This window comes from Solibacillus sp. FSL K6-4121 (assembly GCF_038002585.1).
GTDB lineage: Bacteria > Bacillota > Bacilli > Bacillales_A > Planococcaceae > Solibacillus > Solibacillus faecavium.
Genome location: NZ_JBBOCS010000002.1, coordinates 728,365 through 743,165, shown reverse-complemented (window position 1 = coordinate 743,165; position 14,801 = coordinate 728,365). Strand labels below are relative to the sequence as shown.

Genomic DNA, 14,801 nt, shown 5'->3' with positions numbered 1-14,801 from the left:
GGGGTAGCTTGCTATACAATAACTGTATAGCGTAATAAAAGGAGGATATGAACGTGGCTGAAATTAAAGTCCCTGAATTAGCAGAATCAATTACTGAAGGCACAATTGCCCAGTGGGTTAAAAAAGTTGGAGATCGCGTAGAAAAAGGCGAATTCATCGTAGAATTAGAAACAGATAAAGTAAACGCTGAAATCATCTCTGAAGAAGCAGGCGTATTAACTCAAATTTTAGCTGAAGAAGGCGATACTGTATTAGTAGGACAAGTAATCGCAGTAGTTGAAGCTGGCGAAGGCGCAGCTCCAGCACCTGCAGCAAAAGAGGAAGCACCAGCTCCTGCTGCACCTGCAAAAGAAGAAGCTCCTAAAGCAGCAGCAGCTCCAGTATCAGTTGAAGAAACTTCAGGTGAGCGAGTAATTGCTTCACCAGCAGCTCGTAAATTAGCTCGTGAAAAAGGCATTGACTTAGCAGCGATCTCTCCAGTAGATCCTCAAGGTCGTGTACGTGTTCAAGATGTAGCAGCTCATGGCACAGCGCCTGCAGCACCTGCACAAGCAACAGCAGCTCCAGCTGGTAATGGTCCAATGATCTTCACTCCAGCAGGGGACACTGATCGTGTAACTGTTGAAAAAATGAGCCGTCGTCGTCAAACAATTGCAAAACGTTTATTAGAAGTTAAACAATCAACTGCAATGTTAACTACGTTCAACGAAATCGACATGACTAACATCATGGCATTACGTAAACGTAAACAAGAACAATTCGTGAAAGCAAACGACATTAAATTAGGTTTCATGTCATTCTTCACAAAAGCAGTAGTTGCAGCACTTAAAAAATATCCATACGTTAATGCTCAAATTAACGGTGACGAAATTCACTTAAACAACTTCTTCGATATCGGTATCGCTGTATCAACTGAAGAAGGTTTAGTAGTACCAGTAGTTCGTGATGCTAACGCTAAGAACTTTGCTGAAATCGAGAAAAACATCGCTGAATTAGCTGGTAAAGCACGCGACAAAAAATTAGGCTTAAACGACATGGCTGGTGGATCATTCACTATCACTAACGGTGGTGTATTCGGTTCATTAATGTCTACACCAATCATGAATGGTACTCAAGCTGGTATTTTAGGTATGCACTCTATCGTTAACCGTCCAGTAGCTGTTAACGGTGAAGTTCAAATTCGCCCAATGATGTATGTAGCATTATCTTACGACCACCGTATTATCGATGGTAAAGATTCTGTTGGCTTCTTAAAAACAGTTAAAGAAATGATCGAAAACCCAGAAGATTTATTATTAAATTCATAATTAAAACATTGAAAGCTAATTCGTAATGTATATTGCGAATTAGCTTTTTTCCTTTAAATTTCAGAAAAATGAGTGTTGACGGAAAAGTTAGAATAATGTTAAACTTAAACTATTAATTTAATAACAAAACCTCACAGCTTAGTGAGGTAGAGGTGCGGTATTTAATAGTTTTGTATGGAGTCATTGAGCTGACAGTGAAGTATAAAAGAAGGAAATATCGCCGAAGTGTTGTTATAGCTCGATTTAACAGCGCTGGGTCTGTAATAAATAATTGCAGGACTGTCTCAATCTTCTTCCCGGATGATTGAGGTGTGCTATCTCATATTGGGAACTGTAGAGGATTTGGGCTAATCGTGAATGTAAACGACCTAAGGATATCCTTTTTGGTCGTTTTTTTTCATTTCTAAAAGCCTGAAATACATTTATTAAGGGGAGAGTTAACTTGAAAAAGAAATTATTAATGGTCATTACCGCAATGATGACAATATTTGTACTTGCAGCATGTGGTACAGATGATGAAAAATCAACTGGTTCTGACAAGAAAGTATTAAAGGTTGGTATGGAAGCTGGTTATGCACCGTTTAACTGGTCGCAAAAAGGCGATTCAAACGGTGGCGTACCGATTGATGGTTCGAAAGAATATGCAGCAGGCTATGATGTAGAAATCGCAAAAAAGATTGCTGAAGGCTTGGATATGGAATTGAAAATTGTAAAAACGGACTGGGATGGTTTAATTCCTTCTCTACAATCTGGAGCAATTGATTTAGTAATTGCAGGTATGTCGCCAATGCCTGATCGTATGGAAGCAATAGATTTCACAGAAAACTATTATACAAGTGATTATGTAATCGTAGTAAAAGAAGATGGTCCATATGCGAATGCAACAGCATTAGCTGATTTTTCAGGTGCAAAAATTACAGGTCAGCAATCGACGACACACTATGACGTAATCGATCAAATCGAAGGTGTAAATAAGCAGGTTGCAGCAACTGACTTTGGTGCAATGCGTGTCCAATTACAATCAGGTGCAATCGATGGCTACGTTTCTGAACGTCCGGAAGGGATTTCTGCTGAGATGGCATTAAACAACATAAAGTATATCGTTCCAGAACCAAACTTCGAAGCAGATGAAGCGTCAACAGCTGTAGCAGTAGGGTTGAAAAAGGGATCTGATTTACGTGAACAAATTAACAAAGTATTGGCTGAAATTTCGGAAGAAGAGCGTCAACAATTAATGGAAGACGCAATTGCAAATCAACCAGCAGCACAGTAAATGTGCAGCAATTATTTTTTATGAAGGTTGTCTTGCCGGCAAACGGGAGACAACCTTTTTCTATTATCATTACCCAATACATATAGAGTATTAATAAGAAAGAATTGGAGGACAAGACTATGGCATTTTTGGAATCATCATGGAACTTGTTTACGAATAACTGGGATTTATTCGTACGTGGAGCTTGGACTGCACTTCTATTAGCGATTATCGGAACAATTTGTGGAACACTTATCGGATTTTTTATCGGTATTATGCATACGATTCCACAACGTAAAAGAAATATAAAAACGATTATTTTGAAAGTATTTAACTTTATTTTAACTTCATATGTTGAGATTTTCAGAGGGACCCCAATGATGGTACAGGCGATGGTTGTGTTTTATGGTCTCGTTTACTTAGGGATTGATATTGACCGTTTTTTAGCAGCTTCTGTTGTTATAACTTTAAACACAGGGGCATATATGGCTGAATATGTACGAGGTGGTATTGTATCAATCGATAAAGGGCAATTTGAGGCAGCTCAGGCGATTGGCATGAATCATCTTCAAACGATGTTACATATTGTCATTCCACAAGTAGCGCGCAATATATTACCTGCTACAGGCAACCAGTTCGTTATGAATATAAAAGATTCTTCCGTATTAAGTGTTATTTCCGTCGTGGAACTATTTTTCACTGCGAACTCAATAGCCGGAAGCAACTATAAATATATCGAAGCATTCTTTATTGCAACGGTATTGTACTTCATTATGACATTTACCGTAACAAGGTTCTTATTACTGTTTGAGAAGAAGATGGATGGACCTGCTTCCTATAAAGTGGAGCTCATTACAGGCAATAAGCTAGAAAAGGATGGTAAATAAAATATGACAGTTGTAATTGACATTAACCATTTAAATAAAAAATTCGGTGACCATGAAGTATTAAAAGATGTTAACTTCCAGGTGAATAAAGGGGAAGTTGTCACATTAATCGGATCTTCTGGTTCTGGGAAATCGACATTGTTACGATGCATTAACTTGCTCGAAACGCCTACAGCCGGAGAAATCATATATAACGGAGAAAATATATTAAATGATGGCCATCATATTGAAAAGTACCGCACACATTTAGGAATGGTCTTTCAGCAGTTTAATTTATTCAATAACTTAGACGTACTTAATAACTGTGTAGTTGGGCAAATAAAGGTGTTGAAGCGTTCAAAAGAAGAGGCCCAGCAAAATGCGATGAAGTACCTGGAGCTTGTTGGTATGAGTGCCTATAAGAACGCAAAGCCAAAGCATTTATCTGGTGGCCAAAAACAACGTGTTGCTATAGCACGTGCTTTAGCGATGGATCCGGATGTAATGTTATTTGATGAACCGACTTCTGCACTCGATCCGGAGATGGTAGGGGAAGTATTGAAAGTAATGCGTCATCTCGCTGATCAAGGAAATACAATGCTGATTGTAACGCATGAAATGGAATTTGCAAAAGAAGTATCAGACCGCATCGTCTTTATGGATAAAGGGGTCATTGTAGAAGAAGGGTCACCGGAAGCAATACTTGTAAATCCAAGTCATGAACGGACGAAGGAATTTTTAAAGCGTACGTTGCGTTAAAAATAGTTATTCATCTATAAAAATAGCTTATTAGCAAAAAACAAGGAGGTTTCCGGATAACTTAATCCGGAACACACCCTTGTTTTTCTTTTGCCTAGCTTTACTTTCTTGAATTCCATTCACTAATAAGTATAAAGACAACGGCAAATGCAATTGCTATTGCAAAAAACCACATTGGAACACTACCAAATGCCATAAATTCCACCTCTGAATGTGAGTTTAACATGTACTATTGTTTCTATCAATTATTGGCGCTTACCGTTTTTTATACGATCGAGGCTTTCCTATAGCGGTAAAATCATATAAAATAGAAGAGTATAGATATTTGTTAAAAGTGAGGGAACAGCATGCTACATTTAAAATGGAAAGATGCACCTACGATTCGTACAGTAAAATGTGTACATACGGATGCATCAAAGTATTTAGTATCAAATGTATTAACAGTAGGCAAGGAATATGAAGTGAAGAATGAGACGGAAGAATTCATCTTTGTTATTGATAACACAGGTGAAGTTGGCGGATTCTACAAAGAGTATTTTGCTTAAAAATAATGGGTACGTAAAAGGCTATGATGTCTTTTACGTACCCGTTTTTTATTTTTGCTCTAAAATAATATGTTCGATCTCATGGCGCTTTTCATCTGTTTTCACGTGCATACGCAACGTGTCTTCGATATCATGCAATAGTTGAAGCTGAGTTTGTTTAAAGCGGTCAACATCGTTATGTGATAGTGCAGGACGTTTTGCTGCCTTACTGGAAGCTTCGAGCATCTTACCGTTTTTGCGCATTAATTGCTCTGATGCATTCATCAGACGTTCCTGTGATTGCATAGCGCGACGCTGGTTGTTCATATTCAATAACATGGCTATTTGGGACTGCCATAGAGGAATAGTCGTCATAATAGAGCTTTGAATCTTTTCGATTAACAGTTGATTTGTTTGTTGGATCATACGGATTTGTGGAGCATATTGGATGGAAACTTCCCGCGAAAGCTCTAAATCATACATACGGCGGTCAATCCATTCAATTTGCATTTCCAAATCTTTCAATTCGTGTTGTTTAAAAGGGTTTTGACCTTCTACTACCTCTTGTTGAAGGGCAGGCAATACAACATCCCTCATATGCTGTTTTTTTACTTCAAGAGTCGCAATATAAATATTGATTTCTTGAAAGTATTCCTCATTCATTGCATATAATTTATTTAAAAACTGGTAATCATTCAGTAGGGCACTTTGATTATATTCTAATTGAATACTTAATCGGTCTATTCTTTTACTTAATTTATTATAATGAGTCATAATTTCCTGAATAGACTGCTTGGAACGGTTAAATAACTTTGCAAAAAAACCTTTTTCCTGCTCGATCAAAGCATCCGGATCTATCATTTCTAAATGCTGCATTAAATCCGATAATACTTCACCCACTTTTCGGACATCTTTTCGCTGGATGTATTGTAACATTTGGGAAGTAAATTTCTTTAATGCTTCCTGTGCGGGCAGACCAAATGCAAGAACATCTTCATATTGTTTTGGTTCCAAATTTTGCGCTAGTTGTAATACCCTTTGTTTCATTTGATTTGATAATGATGCGAAAAGCGGTGAGGCTGCATTGTTCGCAACGTTCACCGCAAATTGTTCTTTACTTACTTGTAAGTCTGTATTCTCACTTGTTGTAAAGGCATCAAATGGATTATTCGTCATATTCATTTGTTACTCACCGCCGATTTTTAATCGATCTTTACGTTTTTCATTCGACATTTTAGCAAAGTCAAGTTCGATTTTTAAGTTTTCGATATCTGAAGATAGAGCACTCTTCAAATCGGATTCCATCGTTATTTGAAGCTCCTTTAATGTTTTTCGCGTATCTTCCAGAGCTAAATGTACATCCGTACCAGGAACCTGCTCCTTTGTTAATAATGTATATTTATCCGACAGCTCAACAGCTGAAGGTAAGTGTGCATAGAAGAAATCTTCTACTGCATAAAACTTTTGGGGATTTGTCTGAACAATATTGATTATGCGTTTTGATAATTTAGACATTTCATTTATTTGTTTAAATGAGCGTACAGAACGTACACGGATATACTGCTGATTCAATGCCTGAATATGTGCACGGGCCTGTTTAATTTGTGCTTCAATTAAATTGTATTCGGATTTTGACAGCCCCAGCTTTTTACTTTGAGTAGTTTTCTGAATGCCCAATGTCACCTTATTGCTAATGAGATAGGCACCTACTCCAAGAGGTAGTGCAAGCATCGTCGCTATACCCGATAAATTTACAAAAGTAAGCGTTAGAGCAGTTGAGAAGACTAAAAAGTTTATTAAGTGTCTTGTAAGAAAATTTATAGGACCAAGCATTTTCGTACCTCCTTTACTCGATACTATTGATACGTTTGAAACGATAAAAAGTTTCAGACTTTAATTCTTTCACAAATAAAAAAATGAAAGTCTTTTTCTAATCGTATCAAGTTTTTGTTCAAATAACAAAGTAAAATGTTTGAAAACGATAAAAGCTGCTAAGGAATATTGTGTGAGGTTCTTTAAAAATTCAATCATCCCATTTTAATAAATTTATACTATTACTTGTCGTATCAATTGCAGTATCATATGAAAATATCGATTATTAGACATATTCATGTTCTCTGTATAGAATGGTCTTATAAAGAAAGGAAAATGTTTATGTATCAAATTATATATATGAAAGCAGATTATGAGCCTTGGTGGCAATTTGACGGGTGGGAAGAACATATTGTATCTGTTGAAAAATTTGAGACAGAACAACAATTCCTAATAGCATTTAATCAGTTACTTGCACAATTCCGCGAAAAATATGAGTTTGAAGCATACAAAAATGACCGTTTTTATGCATTTTGGTCTGAAGAAGAATGTGAGTTCTGTGAAGCATGTGATGAAGATAATCAAATTTATCACGGTATTATAATATTAACTCCTGAGGTAATTTCTACTTAAATCAAAATTTTTATAATTTAAATAATTCTAATTGACAGGAAATAACGCCGAATATATACTGTATTTAACAATTGAAATGTTTGACCGAATACAATGGATTCACATATTACAAACAGTAATCGAGTTAGTTGATCGGTGCTCTTGTAATGTGTGTTTTTTTATTTTTTGGGACATTTAAATTGTTAACTTTTATTTTCGGAGGTATACAATATGAAACAAGGTACAGTAAAATGGTTTAATTCAGAAAAAGGTTTTGGCTTTATTGAAGTAGAAGGGGAAAATGATGTATTCGTGCATTTCTCTGCTATTCAAGGTGACGGTTTCAAAACATTAGACGAAGGTCAACAAGTGGAATTCGACGTTGTAGATGGCAACCGCGGACCGCAAGCAGAGAACGTTACAAAACTATAATCTTGAAAATCCTAAGCTGCGTATCAATTGATACGCAGCTTTTTTTTATGTGTTTAGCATATTTTTACATATAATGTTATAATTTGGTTTATCGTTATAAGTTAGGGTAACAAAATTGAAAAATTAATATTTTCTAATTAAGTCCGTACTGCTGCGATAAGGGAAAACGTGTTGAAGCAAGTGTATTAGACGGCTTCAGGGAGAATGAATTGCTTATTGAGGTAAGTAGAGGAAGGAATTTCCGTTATTTCGAAAATACCATAAAAAATAGTGAAAATAAGGGAAGGAATTTCCGTTATTGACCTAAAAAACATGAAATTTTGAGCTTTTATTTAAAATAGCGGTAAAACGTTCCCTTATTTATTCCAAAATGAACAACATCATTAAAATAAAGGTAAAATATTCCTTTATCGAAAACTAGTGCTTTGATGGTGAATTAGTTTTTTCAGTAAATATAAGGCGCTTTCTATCTGCTAAGGCGTTGGTCGGACGCTTCAGCACTTTTGTTCAATATTTTAAACGAGGGCAATGTGCATCGAAAACGGCGATAATTGTAGTGATAAAAACACGTATTACGTAGTTTTATCACTGTCTTGCCGTAGCCTATTATCTTCCTCCTGTTATGGTGATGAATTTATAATTGAAAAACGAAAATGAAGGGATGAGTTATCAATACGAAAATTTAATGAAGCCAATATAAAAAATACCTCATTCATAAAGGGAATAGCGATTGTTATATTTATCATTGCCGGTGTGTTCGGGATGTCTTATTGGCAAAAACAAAGTAAAGAAACAAACGAGCAAAAGAACACCCTTGCGGACAGTGGGGATAATTTTAGACCGATAAGCGAGATCTACTTAAAAATTCACCAGTATGAGCTATTTTACCGAGATCATCGAATGCAATCGAAAGAAGCTGTAACATTTTATGGGTTAAATGATGCAATAAATAAATATGCGCTGATCGATTATTTGCAGCAACAAAATATCACCTTAAGTGATGAAAAGCGTCAATTACAACGAGAACTTTTAGAAGAGCAACTTACTAAGGATTTGCAGGACCCTTTATTAAAACCTTATCTCGAAACCATGTTCCAAGTGCTTAATATAAGCAATCAGGACTATATCGAGCAATACTTATTAATTAATACAGAACATGATCTTTTAAAAGAAGACATGTTTTCCAGTAATAAGGGTCTCGTTCAAGATGAAACAGGCTTCTTTAGTTACCCAAGTAGTGATCAGCAATCGCTCTATCAGAAAAAAATGGGGATTTCCTTTGATTACTTGGAATATTTGGCGGAAAGCAAGCTTATCCATATAGAGCCTGATCATCCGAAATTCGATTTGCCGTTCGCAATCGACAGTAATTTTTTTAATTTCACTAAAAATCTAGCTGGTGAAACGATTTTTGCTTCAAAAGAATTTAGTGAGTCTGATCTAACAAGGGAACAGCGGGATTTTCTTTACGTGATAAAAAAACAATATAATTTACATGAATTGGGGCGGTATAATTTTAATTTATACAAAGATGCATTACAGCAAGAAGCAGCACCAGATTCTGAAAATAAAGCAATTGCGAACGAGTTGATGGAAATATTTGAAATCGCGGACCGGACAATTGATTGGGATATTGGTGAAGTGACAAATTATGAGTTTAATGAAATTCCTATGTTTGACGTTAATCAATTACGAAAACATAAAGATATTACATTACAGCTGTATGAGCATGAATATTATTACCGTGAAGAAGAAATTCCCAAAAAATTCTATGCTTATCGAATTGCAAATGAAGAAATTGTTGCGATGTACGCTTTATTTAATTATTTGAAACAGGATTTTGGAATTGAATTAGATGAAACAATCCGTTCAAGTACGCGTGCAAAACTTGTAAAATCTTTAAACGAACAATTACAAAATTCTTCTTTTAAAAAGTATATAGATGATTTATTACAGACATTTGAAATTCCTTTGTCTGACTATATAAATGATTATTTATTAGTGAAGGAAGAATATGAACTGCTTTTACAATTAATGAAAGATCAAAATATTGGTATTGATCATGATGGTCGTTATAATAAGGGCTGGATTGAAGCGCGTTACAGAACAGCGGCAGATTTATTATGGGAAGACCAATTTCAAAAAATGTGGGATATGCAGCTAACTGAGGTTGTCGAACCACTTGAACCACAGCCTGAATTATCGTTTTCTTTATCGGAATATGCGCCTCCTATTGGTTTAAACGATGAGGGGCAGTATATTTTCGTAAATATTTACGCACTTCATAGTTGGTTAACAGAAGAACAGCAAACACTTTTTGATTTACTTGTAAAAACGTATGACTTACCGGTACTTTCCCGGTATTCAATGACAGAATACAAAGACAAACTTGACCAGCTTAAAGCGGATGAAAATAAGAAGAAGCAGTTACTTGAAATTTTCGATATTTATGCACGCTCAATTAGTGAGTAACTGGCTAAAAATGCAAGAAGAGACTGAGACATAAGTAGAAATTTCTTTGTGAAAGGGAGATACCCTTATTAAGAAATAATATATTATATGAATTGATTGAAGTGAAGGGGCGACTCCTGGGGGAACAGCACGACGCCTGAGACTACAGGCTCAGGCCGTGCCCCCGGAAAGCGTCCCCGTAACGGAAATCAATTTTGGCAGAAACAGAAAAACATCTATTTTTTCAAAGAAAAAATAGATGTTTTTCGTTTTGTCCCAGGCTCTTCTTTTTTATTGTCTATCTTAAGATAAACCTTGAGCATCTTTCCACTCTAAATATTCATCGTATGTTAATGGCTTATCTAAAATTGAACCGTCTTCACGGATTTCAATTACGCGATTAGCAATTGTTTGAATGAACTGGTGGTCATGTGATGTAAAGATCATCGCGCCTTTAAAGCGGATTAAACCTTCATTCAGTGCTTGAATTGATTCTAAGTCTAAGTGGTTCGTTGGTTCATCCAATAATAATACGTTCGAATTTGAAAGCATCATTTTTGAAAGCATACAGCGAACTTTCTCCCCACCTGAAAGTACAGCAGGGGATTTCTTCACTTCTTCACCAGAGAATAGCATACGGCCTAAGAAACCACGTAAGAACGATTCAGTTTCATCTTCCGGAGAATAAGGGCGTAACCATTCAACTAATGACTTTTCATTGCCTCCGAAATATTGGTCATGATCCATTTCGAAGTAGCTTTGAGATGTTGTGACACCCCATTTATACGTACCGGCATCTGCTTGTTTACGATCCATTAAAATATCCATAAATGCAGATTTTGCATTTGGTGAACCTAAAAGGATAATTTTATCTTCTTTGTTCATTGAGAAGCGAATGTCTTTGAATAATATTTCGCCATCTTGTGAAGCAGTTAAGCCATCAACTGTTAATACGTCATTCCCGATTTCACGACCAGCTTGGAAGTTGATGAACGGGTACTTACGGCTTGAAGGACGGATATCATCCAGCTCAATTTTATCAAGCATTTTTTTACGAGACGTTGCTTGAGAAGATTTTGATGCGTTTGCAGAGAAACGTGCAACGAATTCTTTTAATTCTTTAATTTTTTCTTCTTTTTTCTTGTTTTGGTCAGCCATCATTTTTTGCGCTAATTGACTTGACTCATACCAGAAATCGTAGTTCCCAACATAAAGCTGAATTTTACCAAAGTCTAAGTCAGCAATATGTGTACATACTTTATTTAGGAAGTGACGGTCATGGGATACAACGATTACAGTGTTTTCGAAGTTAATTAAAAACTCTTCCAACCATTTAATCGCTTTTAAGTCCAAGTGGTTCGTCGGCTCATCCAGAAGTAAAACATCCGGTTTACCGAATAGTGCCTGTGCAAGTAAAACCTTTACTTTGTCAGAACCTTCTAAGTCAGCCATCAACATATAGTGCAGGTCGTCGCCGATACCTAGACCGTTTAAAAGAGTGGCAGCATCAGATTCTGCTTCCCAACCGTTCATGTCAGCGAATTCGCCTTCAAGTTCAGCTGCACGCATACCGTCTTCGTCTGTCATTTCAGGTTTCATATAGATTGCGTCTTTTTCGGCTTTTACTTCCCAAAGACGTTTATTACCCATAACAACCGTATCTAATACGTTGAATTCATCATACTCGAAGTGGTTTTGCTTTAATACTGAAAGACGTGCATCTTTAGCCATTGATACGTGGCCTTCTTGTGCCTCAATATCACCAGATAAAATTTTTAAAAAAGTTGATTTACCAGCACCGTTTGCACCGATTAGGCCATAACAGTTACCTGGGTTGAATTTAATATTTACATCGTCAAATAATTTACGGTCACCGTAACGTAGACCTACACCTGATACTTGAATCATGCAGGTACCTCCTTGAATTGTTTCGTTGTATTTTGGATTGCTAAAAAAAGAGAATTCTCTTTTGCACACAATGTTTCTATTATAGCATGACTTAAAGCTAAATTAAATAACGGCGCTTATGAAAATCTACAATTCCATCGATTGAAAAAAAATTTAAGTTGGCAGACTTTTTATTTTATGGTTTACTAGCTACGAATGTATAGAGAAACGGGGAAGTTACATGAAACAAAGATCAAAGTGGAGTACCGGTCTTATGATTTTGGCTATTTTTCTTGTTTCAATAAATTTACGACCTGCTGTCACTTCAGTTGGACCAATTTTATCTACTATTAGGGAATCGTTACAAGTTTCAAGCACACAAATGAGCTTATTAACGTCAATTCCCGTATTTTGTATGGGATTATTTGCACCTTTAGCAGTACCTATACAAAAAAAGTATGGGTACCGGCTGTCGATAACACTATTAACTGCTTTAATAGGACTTGCTACTGTTACACGTATTTTCTTTTCAAGCTATAGTGCGCTTCTTACTACAAGCTTTTTAGCTGGTTTTGCGATTTCTATTATTAGTCCGATTATTAATGCTTATATAAAACAAAAATTCCCGACTAGAATGGAACCGGTCATTGGGGTCTATTCATTTGCAACGGGATTTGGTGCAGCAATTAGCGCGGGATTTACAGGTGTTTTTTACAAAAGCTTTGATGGTAATTGGGCTTTATCACTTGGTATATGGGGATTGTTAGCAATTGTCGCAATGATTTGCTGGTTCGCGTTTGTAAAGGATGCACCAATGCAGAAGTCTGGTACAGAACAGAAGAATCTAGCAAGAAATCCGTGGAGAAATAAATTAGCTTGGACGATTTTGATCTATTTTGGGCTCCAGACTTCTTTGTTTTTTAGTTTAACAACTTGGTTAACTTCTATGGCGTTAGAACAGGGGATGGTTTTATTAACAGCAGGGTCTGTTTTAACACTAATGACAGTAGTCCAATTAGTCGGTAATATTTTAATCCCATCTTTAATCAATCGTTATCCGGATCGTATAATTTGGTTGCACAGTTTAATTGTTATTGGAATTATCGGCTCAGCAATCTTCTTTATCGATTCAACATGGGCAATATGGACAAGCGCGGTTATTTTAGGATTTGTTCTAAGCGGATTGTTCCCGATAGGACTTATGTTACCGCTAGATGAAGCAAAAAATAATCGAGAAGCGAATGAGTGGAGTTCAATGGTATTATCGGGTGGGTTCATGATGAGTGCGTTTGCGCCACTGATTATCGGCTTTGTATACGATTGGACAACTTCGCATTATTTTACAAAATGGATTATCGTTATTTTGTTTATTCTTATGTCAATATCCGTTTTTATAATGCAAAAACAGAAGAAATCAGTATAATGGTAGAAGTGCCTGAATAAATCAGACGCTTCTTTTTTTATAAATGGATATTTAGTTTACATAATATAATTATTTGTTAGGAGAATGTATGCAAAAGCTATTTTTACTAATGGTGTTGTTTTTAGCAGGCTGTGCAGATAAAGCCGAGGAAAGTAAGTGGGTGGGAGAAGCACTGCCCAATGAGCCGATAGAAGAAATAAAGACCCTGGAAAGCCAAGTCCCAATATATACGCCTACTTCTAATACAATAGGGTACGTCATTAAGCAAGAAAAGCGCGATAAATGGCTGTTGGTAAATGCAGAGCAGGTATCCAGTCATCCTTATTCACTTGTACATAATGATCTTTTAAATTTAGGCGAGACGTATGCCATTGATGTAGAACATAATATCGCAATTATCCACATTAGAAATAGCTATGATTATTTAGTAGAACCTATTTCTACTTTTGAAACTCAGCGAAACGAAAAAGAAGTCATTGCAGAAAAACAACATATTGTTACGTTATTAAATGAGGCTGTCAATCAGAAAATACACTGGCAGGAGCGCCTACAAAAAAATAATAAGCTGCTTAAAGATTCACAACAGCAGCCAATCGAAAATTTCACAAGTTACTATAATAAAAATATTTTCACCTATAATGAAGACAATTTGAAAGCAGCAGCCGTCAATTTAATCAAACATCTTAATCAATTTGTGAACGATCGGGATGAAGCTGCATTGACCAAACTCATTCAGTCAGATGATTTGTTACAAGAAGTTCAATATTTAGCGAAATCAATTAATGAATTCGAAATAAAGGAAGCCCGTAAAGATGGCTTTTACTATTTCGTAAATGGAATTGATGATAAGAAAAATGATATTAGACTAACATTTATTAAAGTGGGGCAGCAATTTAAATTAATAGGTGCAAATTTTTTAACAGTCGAATTTTTGGGCGATGAAAAAATTCCACATATGCAAATTGATGAGGAAACAGCTTACTCAACATTACCTGGCCTACAAATGTTTTTAAGCAAAAATCTTGCCGCTATAAGATTATCTGTAAACAAACTTACATGGACTTTAAAACATGAAGATAAAAAAGTAGCTGTATCAAATGGTACTGCAAATTTTAGCTGCGAAACAGTAGTTGTCGTAGATAACAATTTGATTTTAAAAGGCTGTATAAACACAAAAAATGAAAATTATATCATTGCGTCGTTTAAAAAATAGGGATTACTACGGTAGTTCCTATTTCATTTTACTACATATTATCCGACACTAATTAGTTGAAAATTTAATTGATAAAGTTTGTAAGAAATAACAGGTGAAAAAGAAATTTTCAACAAAAAACTCCCTATTTCATATAAAATAGTATTTATTATATAGTAGGGTAGAAGAAAAAAATAAATTTTATAATTTTATTATGTAAACTAGGGGTTCGTATTTTTATGAATCTATATATTATAAATAACTAATTTAAACTAGGAGGCGCT

Annotated in this window: 13 protein-coding genes and 1 riboswitch; of the genes, 10 read left to right on the top strand and 3 right to left on the bottom strand. The window is 35.6% G+C overall.

Annotated elements, in window-relative coordinates; translation table 11 throughout:
• Positions 1 to 53: 53 nt before the first annotated feature.
• The 5 genes from odhB (at position 54) to MHH95_RS13060 (ending at position 4,729) form a co-directional block, all read left to right on the top strand.
• A complete protein-coding gene (gene odhB / locus MHH95_RS13080) occupies positions 54 to 1,307 on the top strand; it encodes a 2-oxoglutarate dehydrogenase complex dihydrolipoyllysine-residue succinyltransferase (RefSeq protein ID WP_340727940.1) in 1,254 nt (417 codons plus the stop codon).
• Positions 1,308 to 1,446: 139 nt separating this feature from the next.
• A riboswitch (Lysine riboswitch) is annotated at positions 1,447 to 1,632 on the top strand.
• A 117-nt stretch (positions 1,633 to 1,749) separates the two neighbouring features.
• Entirely contained in the window at positions 1,750 to 2,580 is an 831-nt protein-coding gene (locus MHH95_RS13075) for a transporter substrate-binding domain-containing protein (protein WP_340727939.1), read from the top strand.
• A gap of 119 nt (positions 2,581 to 2,699) precedes the next feature.
• The gene (locus MHH95_RS13070; RefSeq protein WP_340727938.1) at positions 2,700 to 3,446 is read left to right on the top strand and encodes an amino acid ABC transporter permease; all 747 of its coding nucleotides are present in this window, start codon (positions 2,700 to 2,702) and stop codon (positions 3,444 to 3,446) included.
• A gap of 3 nt (positions 3,447 to 3,449) precedes the next feature.
• Positions 3,450 to 4,184, top strand: a complete 735-nt coding sequence (locus MHH95_RS13065) for an amino acid ABC transporter ATP-binding protein (protein WP_340727937.1) — start codon at positions 3,450 to 3,452, stop codon at positions 4,182 to 4,184.
• 347 nt (positions 4,185 to 4,531) lie between these two features.
• A complete protein-coding gene (locus tag MHH95_RS13060; RefSeq protein WP_191698974.1) occupies positions 4,532 to 4,729 on the top strand; it encodes a DUF6501 family protein in 198 nt (65 codons plus the stop codon).
• 48 nt (positions 4,730 to 4,777) lie between these two features.
• Here MHH95_RS13060 and MHH95_RS13055 read toward each other — a convergent pair whose 3' ends face one another.
• The gene (locus MHH95_RS13055; RefSeq protein ID WP_340727936.1) at positions 4,778 to 5,890 is read right to left on the bottom strand and encodes a toxic anion resistance protein; all 1,113 of its coding nucleotides are present in this window, start codon (positions 5,888 to 5,890) and stop codon (positions 4,778 to 4,780) included.
• 3 nt (positions 5,891 to 5,893) lie between these two features.
• Positions 5,894 to 6,541 (bottom strand): 5-bromo-4-chloroindolyl phosphate hydrolysis family protein, encoded by a 648-nt coding sequence (locus MHH95_RS13050; RefSeq protein ID WP_340727935.1) that lies wholly within the window; start codon positions 6,539 to 6,541, stop codon positions 5,894 to 5,896.
• Between the two features lie 321 nt (positions 6,542 to 6,862).
• Between MHH95_RS13050 and MHH95_RS13045 the strand changes: the two genes are divergently transcribed.
• The 3 genes from MHH95_RS13045 to MHH95_RS13035 all read left to right on the top strand — a co-directional run bounded on the left by MHH95_RS13045 (position 6,863) and on the right by MHH95_RS13035 (position 10,036).
• A complete protein-coding gene (locus MHH95_RS13045; RefSeq protein ID WP_340727934.1) occupies positions 6,863 to 7,153 on the top strand; it encodes a DUF1033 family protein in 291 nt (96 codons plus the stop codon).
• 210 nt (positions 7,154 to 7,363) lie between these two features.
• Positions 7,364 to 7,564, top strand: coding sequence for a cold-shock protein (locus MHH95_RS13040; RefSeq protein ID WP_191703368.1), 201 nt, complete (start codon positions 7,364 to 7,366; stop codon positions 7,562 to 7,564).
• 762 nt (positions 7,565 to 8,326) lie between these two features.
• Positions 8,327 to 10,036 (top strand): hypothetical protein, encoded by a 1,710-nt coding sequence (locus tag MHH95_RS13035; RefSeq protein WP_340727933.1) that lies wholly within the window; start codon positions 8,327 to 8,329, stop codon positions 10,034 to 10,036.
• A 282-nt stretch (positions 10,037 to 10,318) separates the two neighbouring features.
• Here MHH95_RS13035 and MHH95_RS13030 read toward each other — a convergent pair whose 3' ends face one another.
• The gene (locus MHH95_RS13030) at positions 10,319 to 11,923 is read right to left on the bottom strand and encodes an ABC-F family ATP-binding cassette domain-containing protein (protein WP_340727932.1); all 1,605 of its coding nucleotides are present in this window, start codon (positions 11,921 to 11,923) and stop codon (positions 10,319 to 10,321) included.
• Positions 11,924 to 12,143: 220 nt separating this feature from the next.
• On the opposite strand from MHH95_RS13030, the gene MHH95_RS13025 reads away from it, so the two are divergent.
• A complete protein-coding gene (locus tag MHH95_RS13025; protein WP_340727931.1) occupies positions 12,144 to 13,325 on the top strand; it encodes an MFS transporter in 1,182 nt (393 codons plus the stop codon).
• A gap of 88 nt (positions 13,326 to 13,413) precedes the next feature.
• Entirely contained in the window at positions 13,414 to 14,538 is a 1,125-nt protein-coding gene (locus MHH95_RS13020; RefSeq protein WP_340727930.1) for a hypothetical protein, read from the top strand.
• Positions 14,539 to 14,801 lie beyond the last annotated feature (263 nt).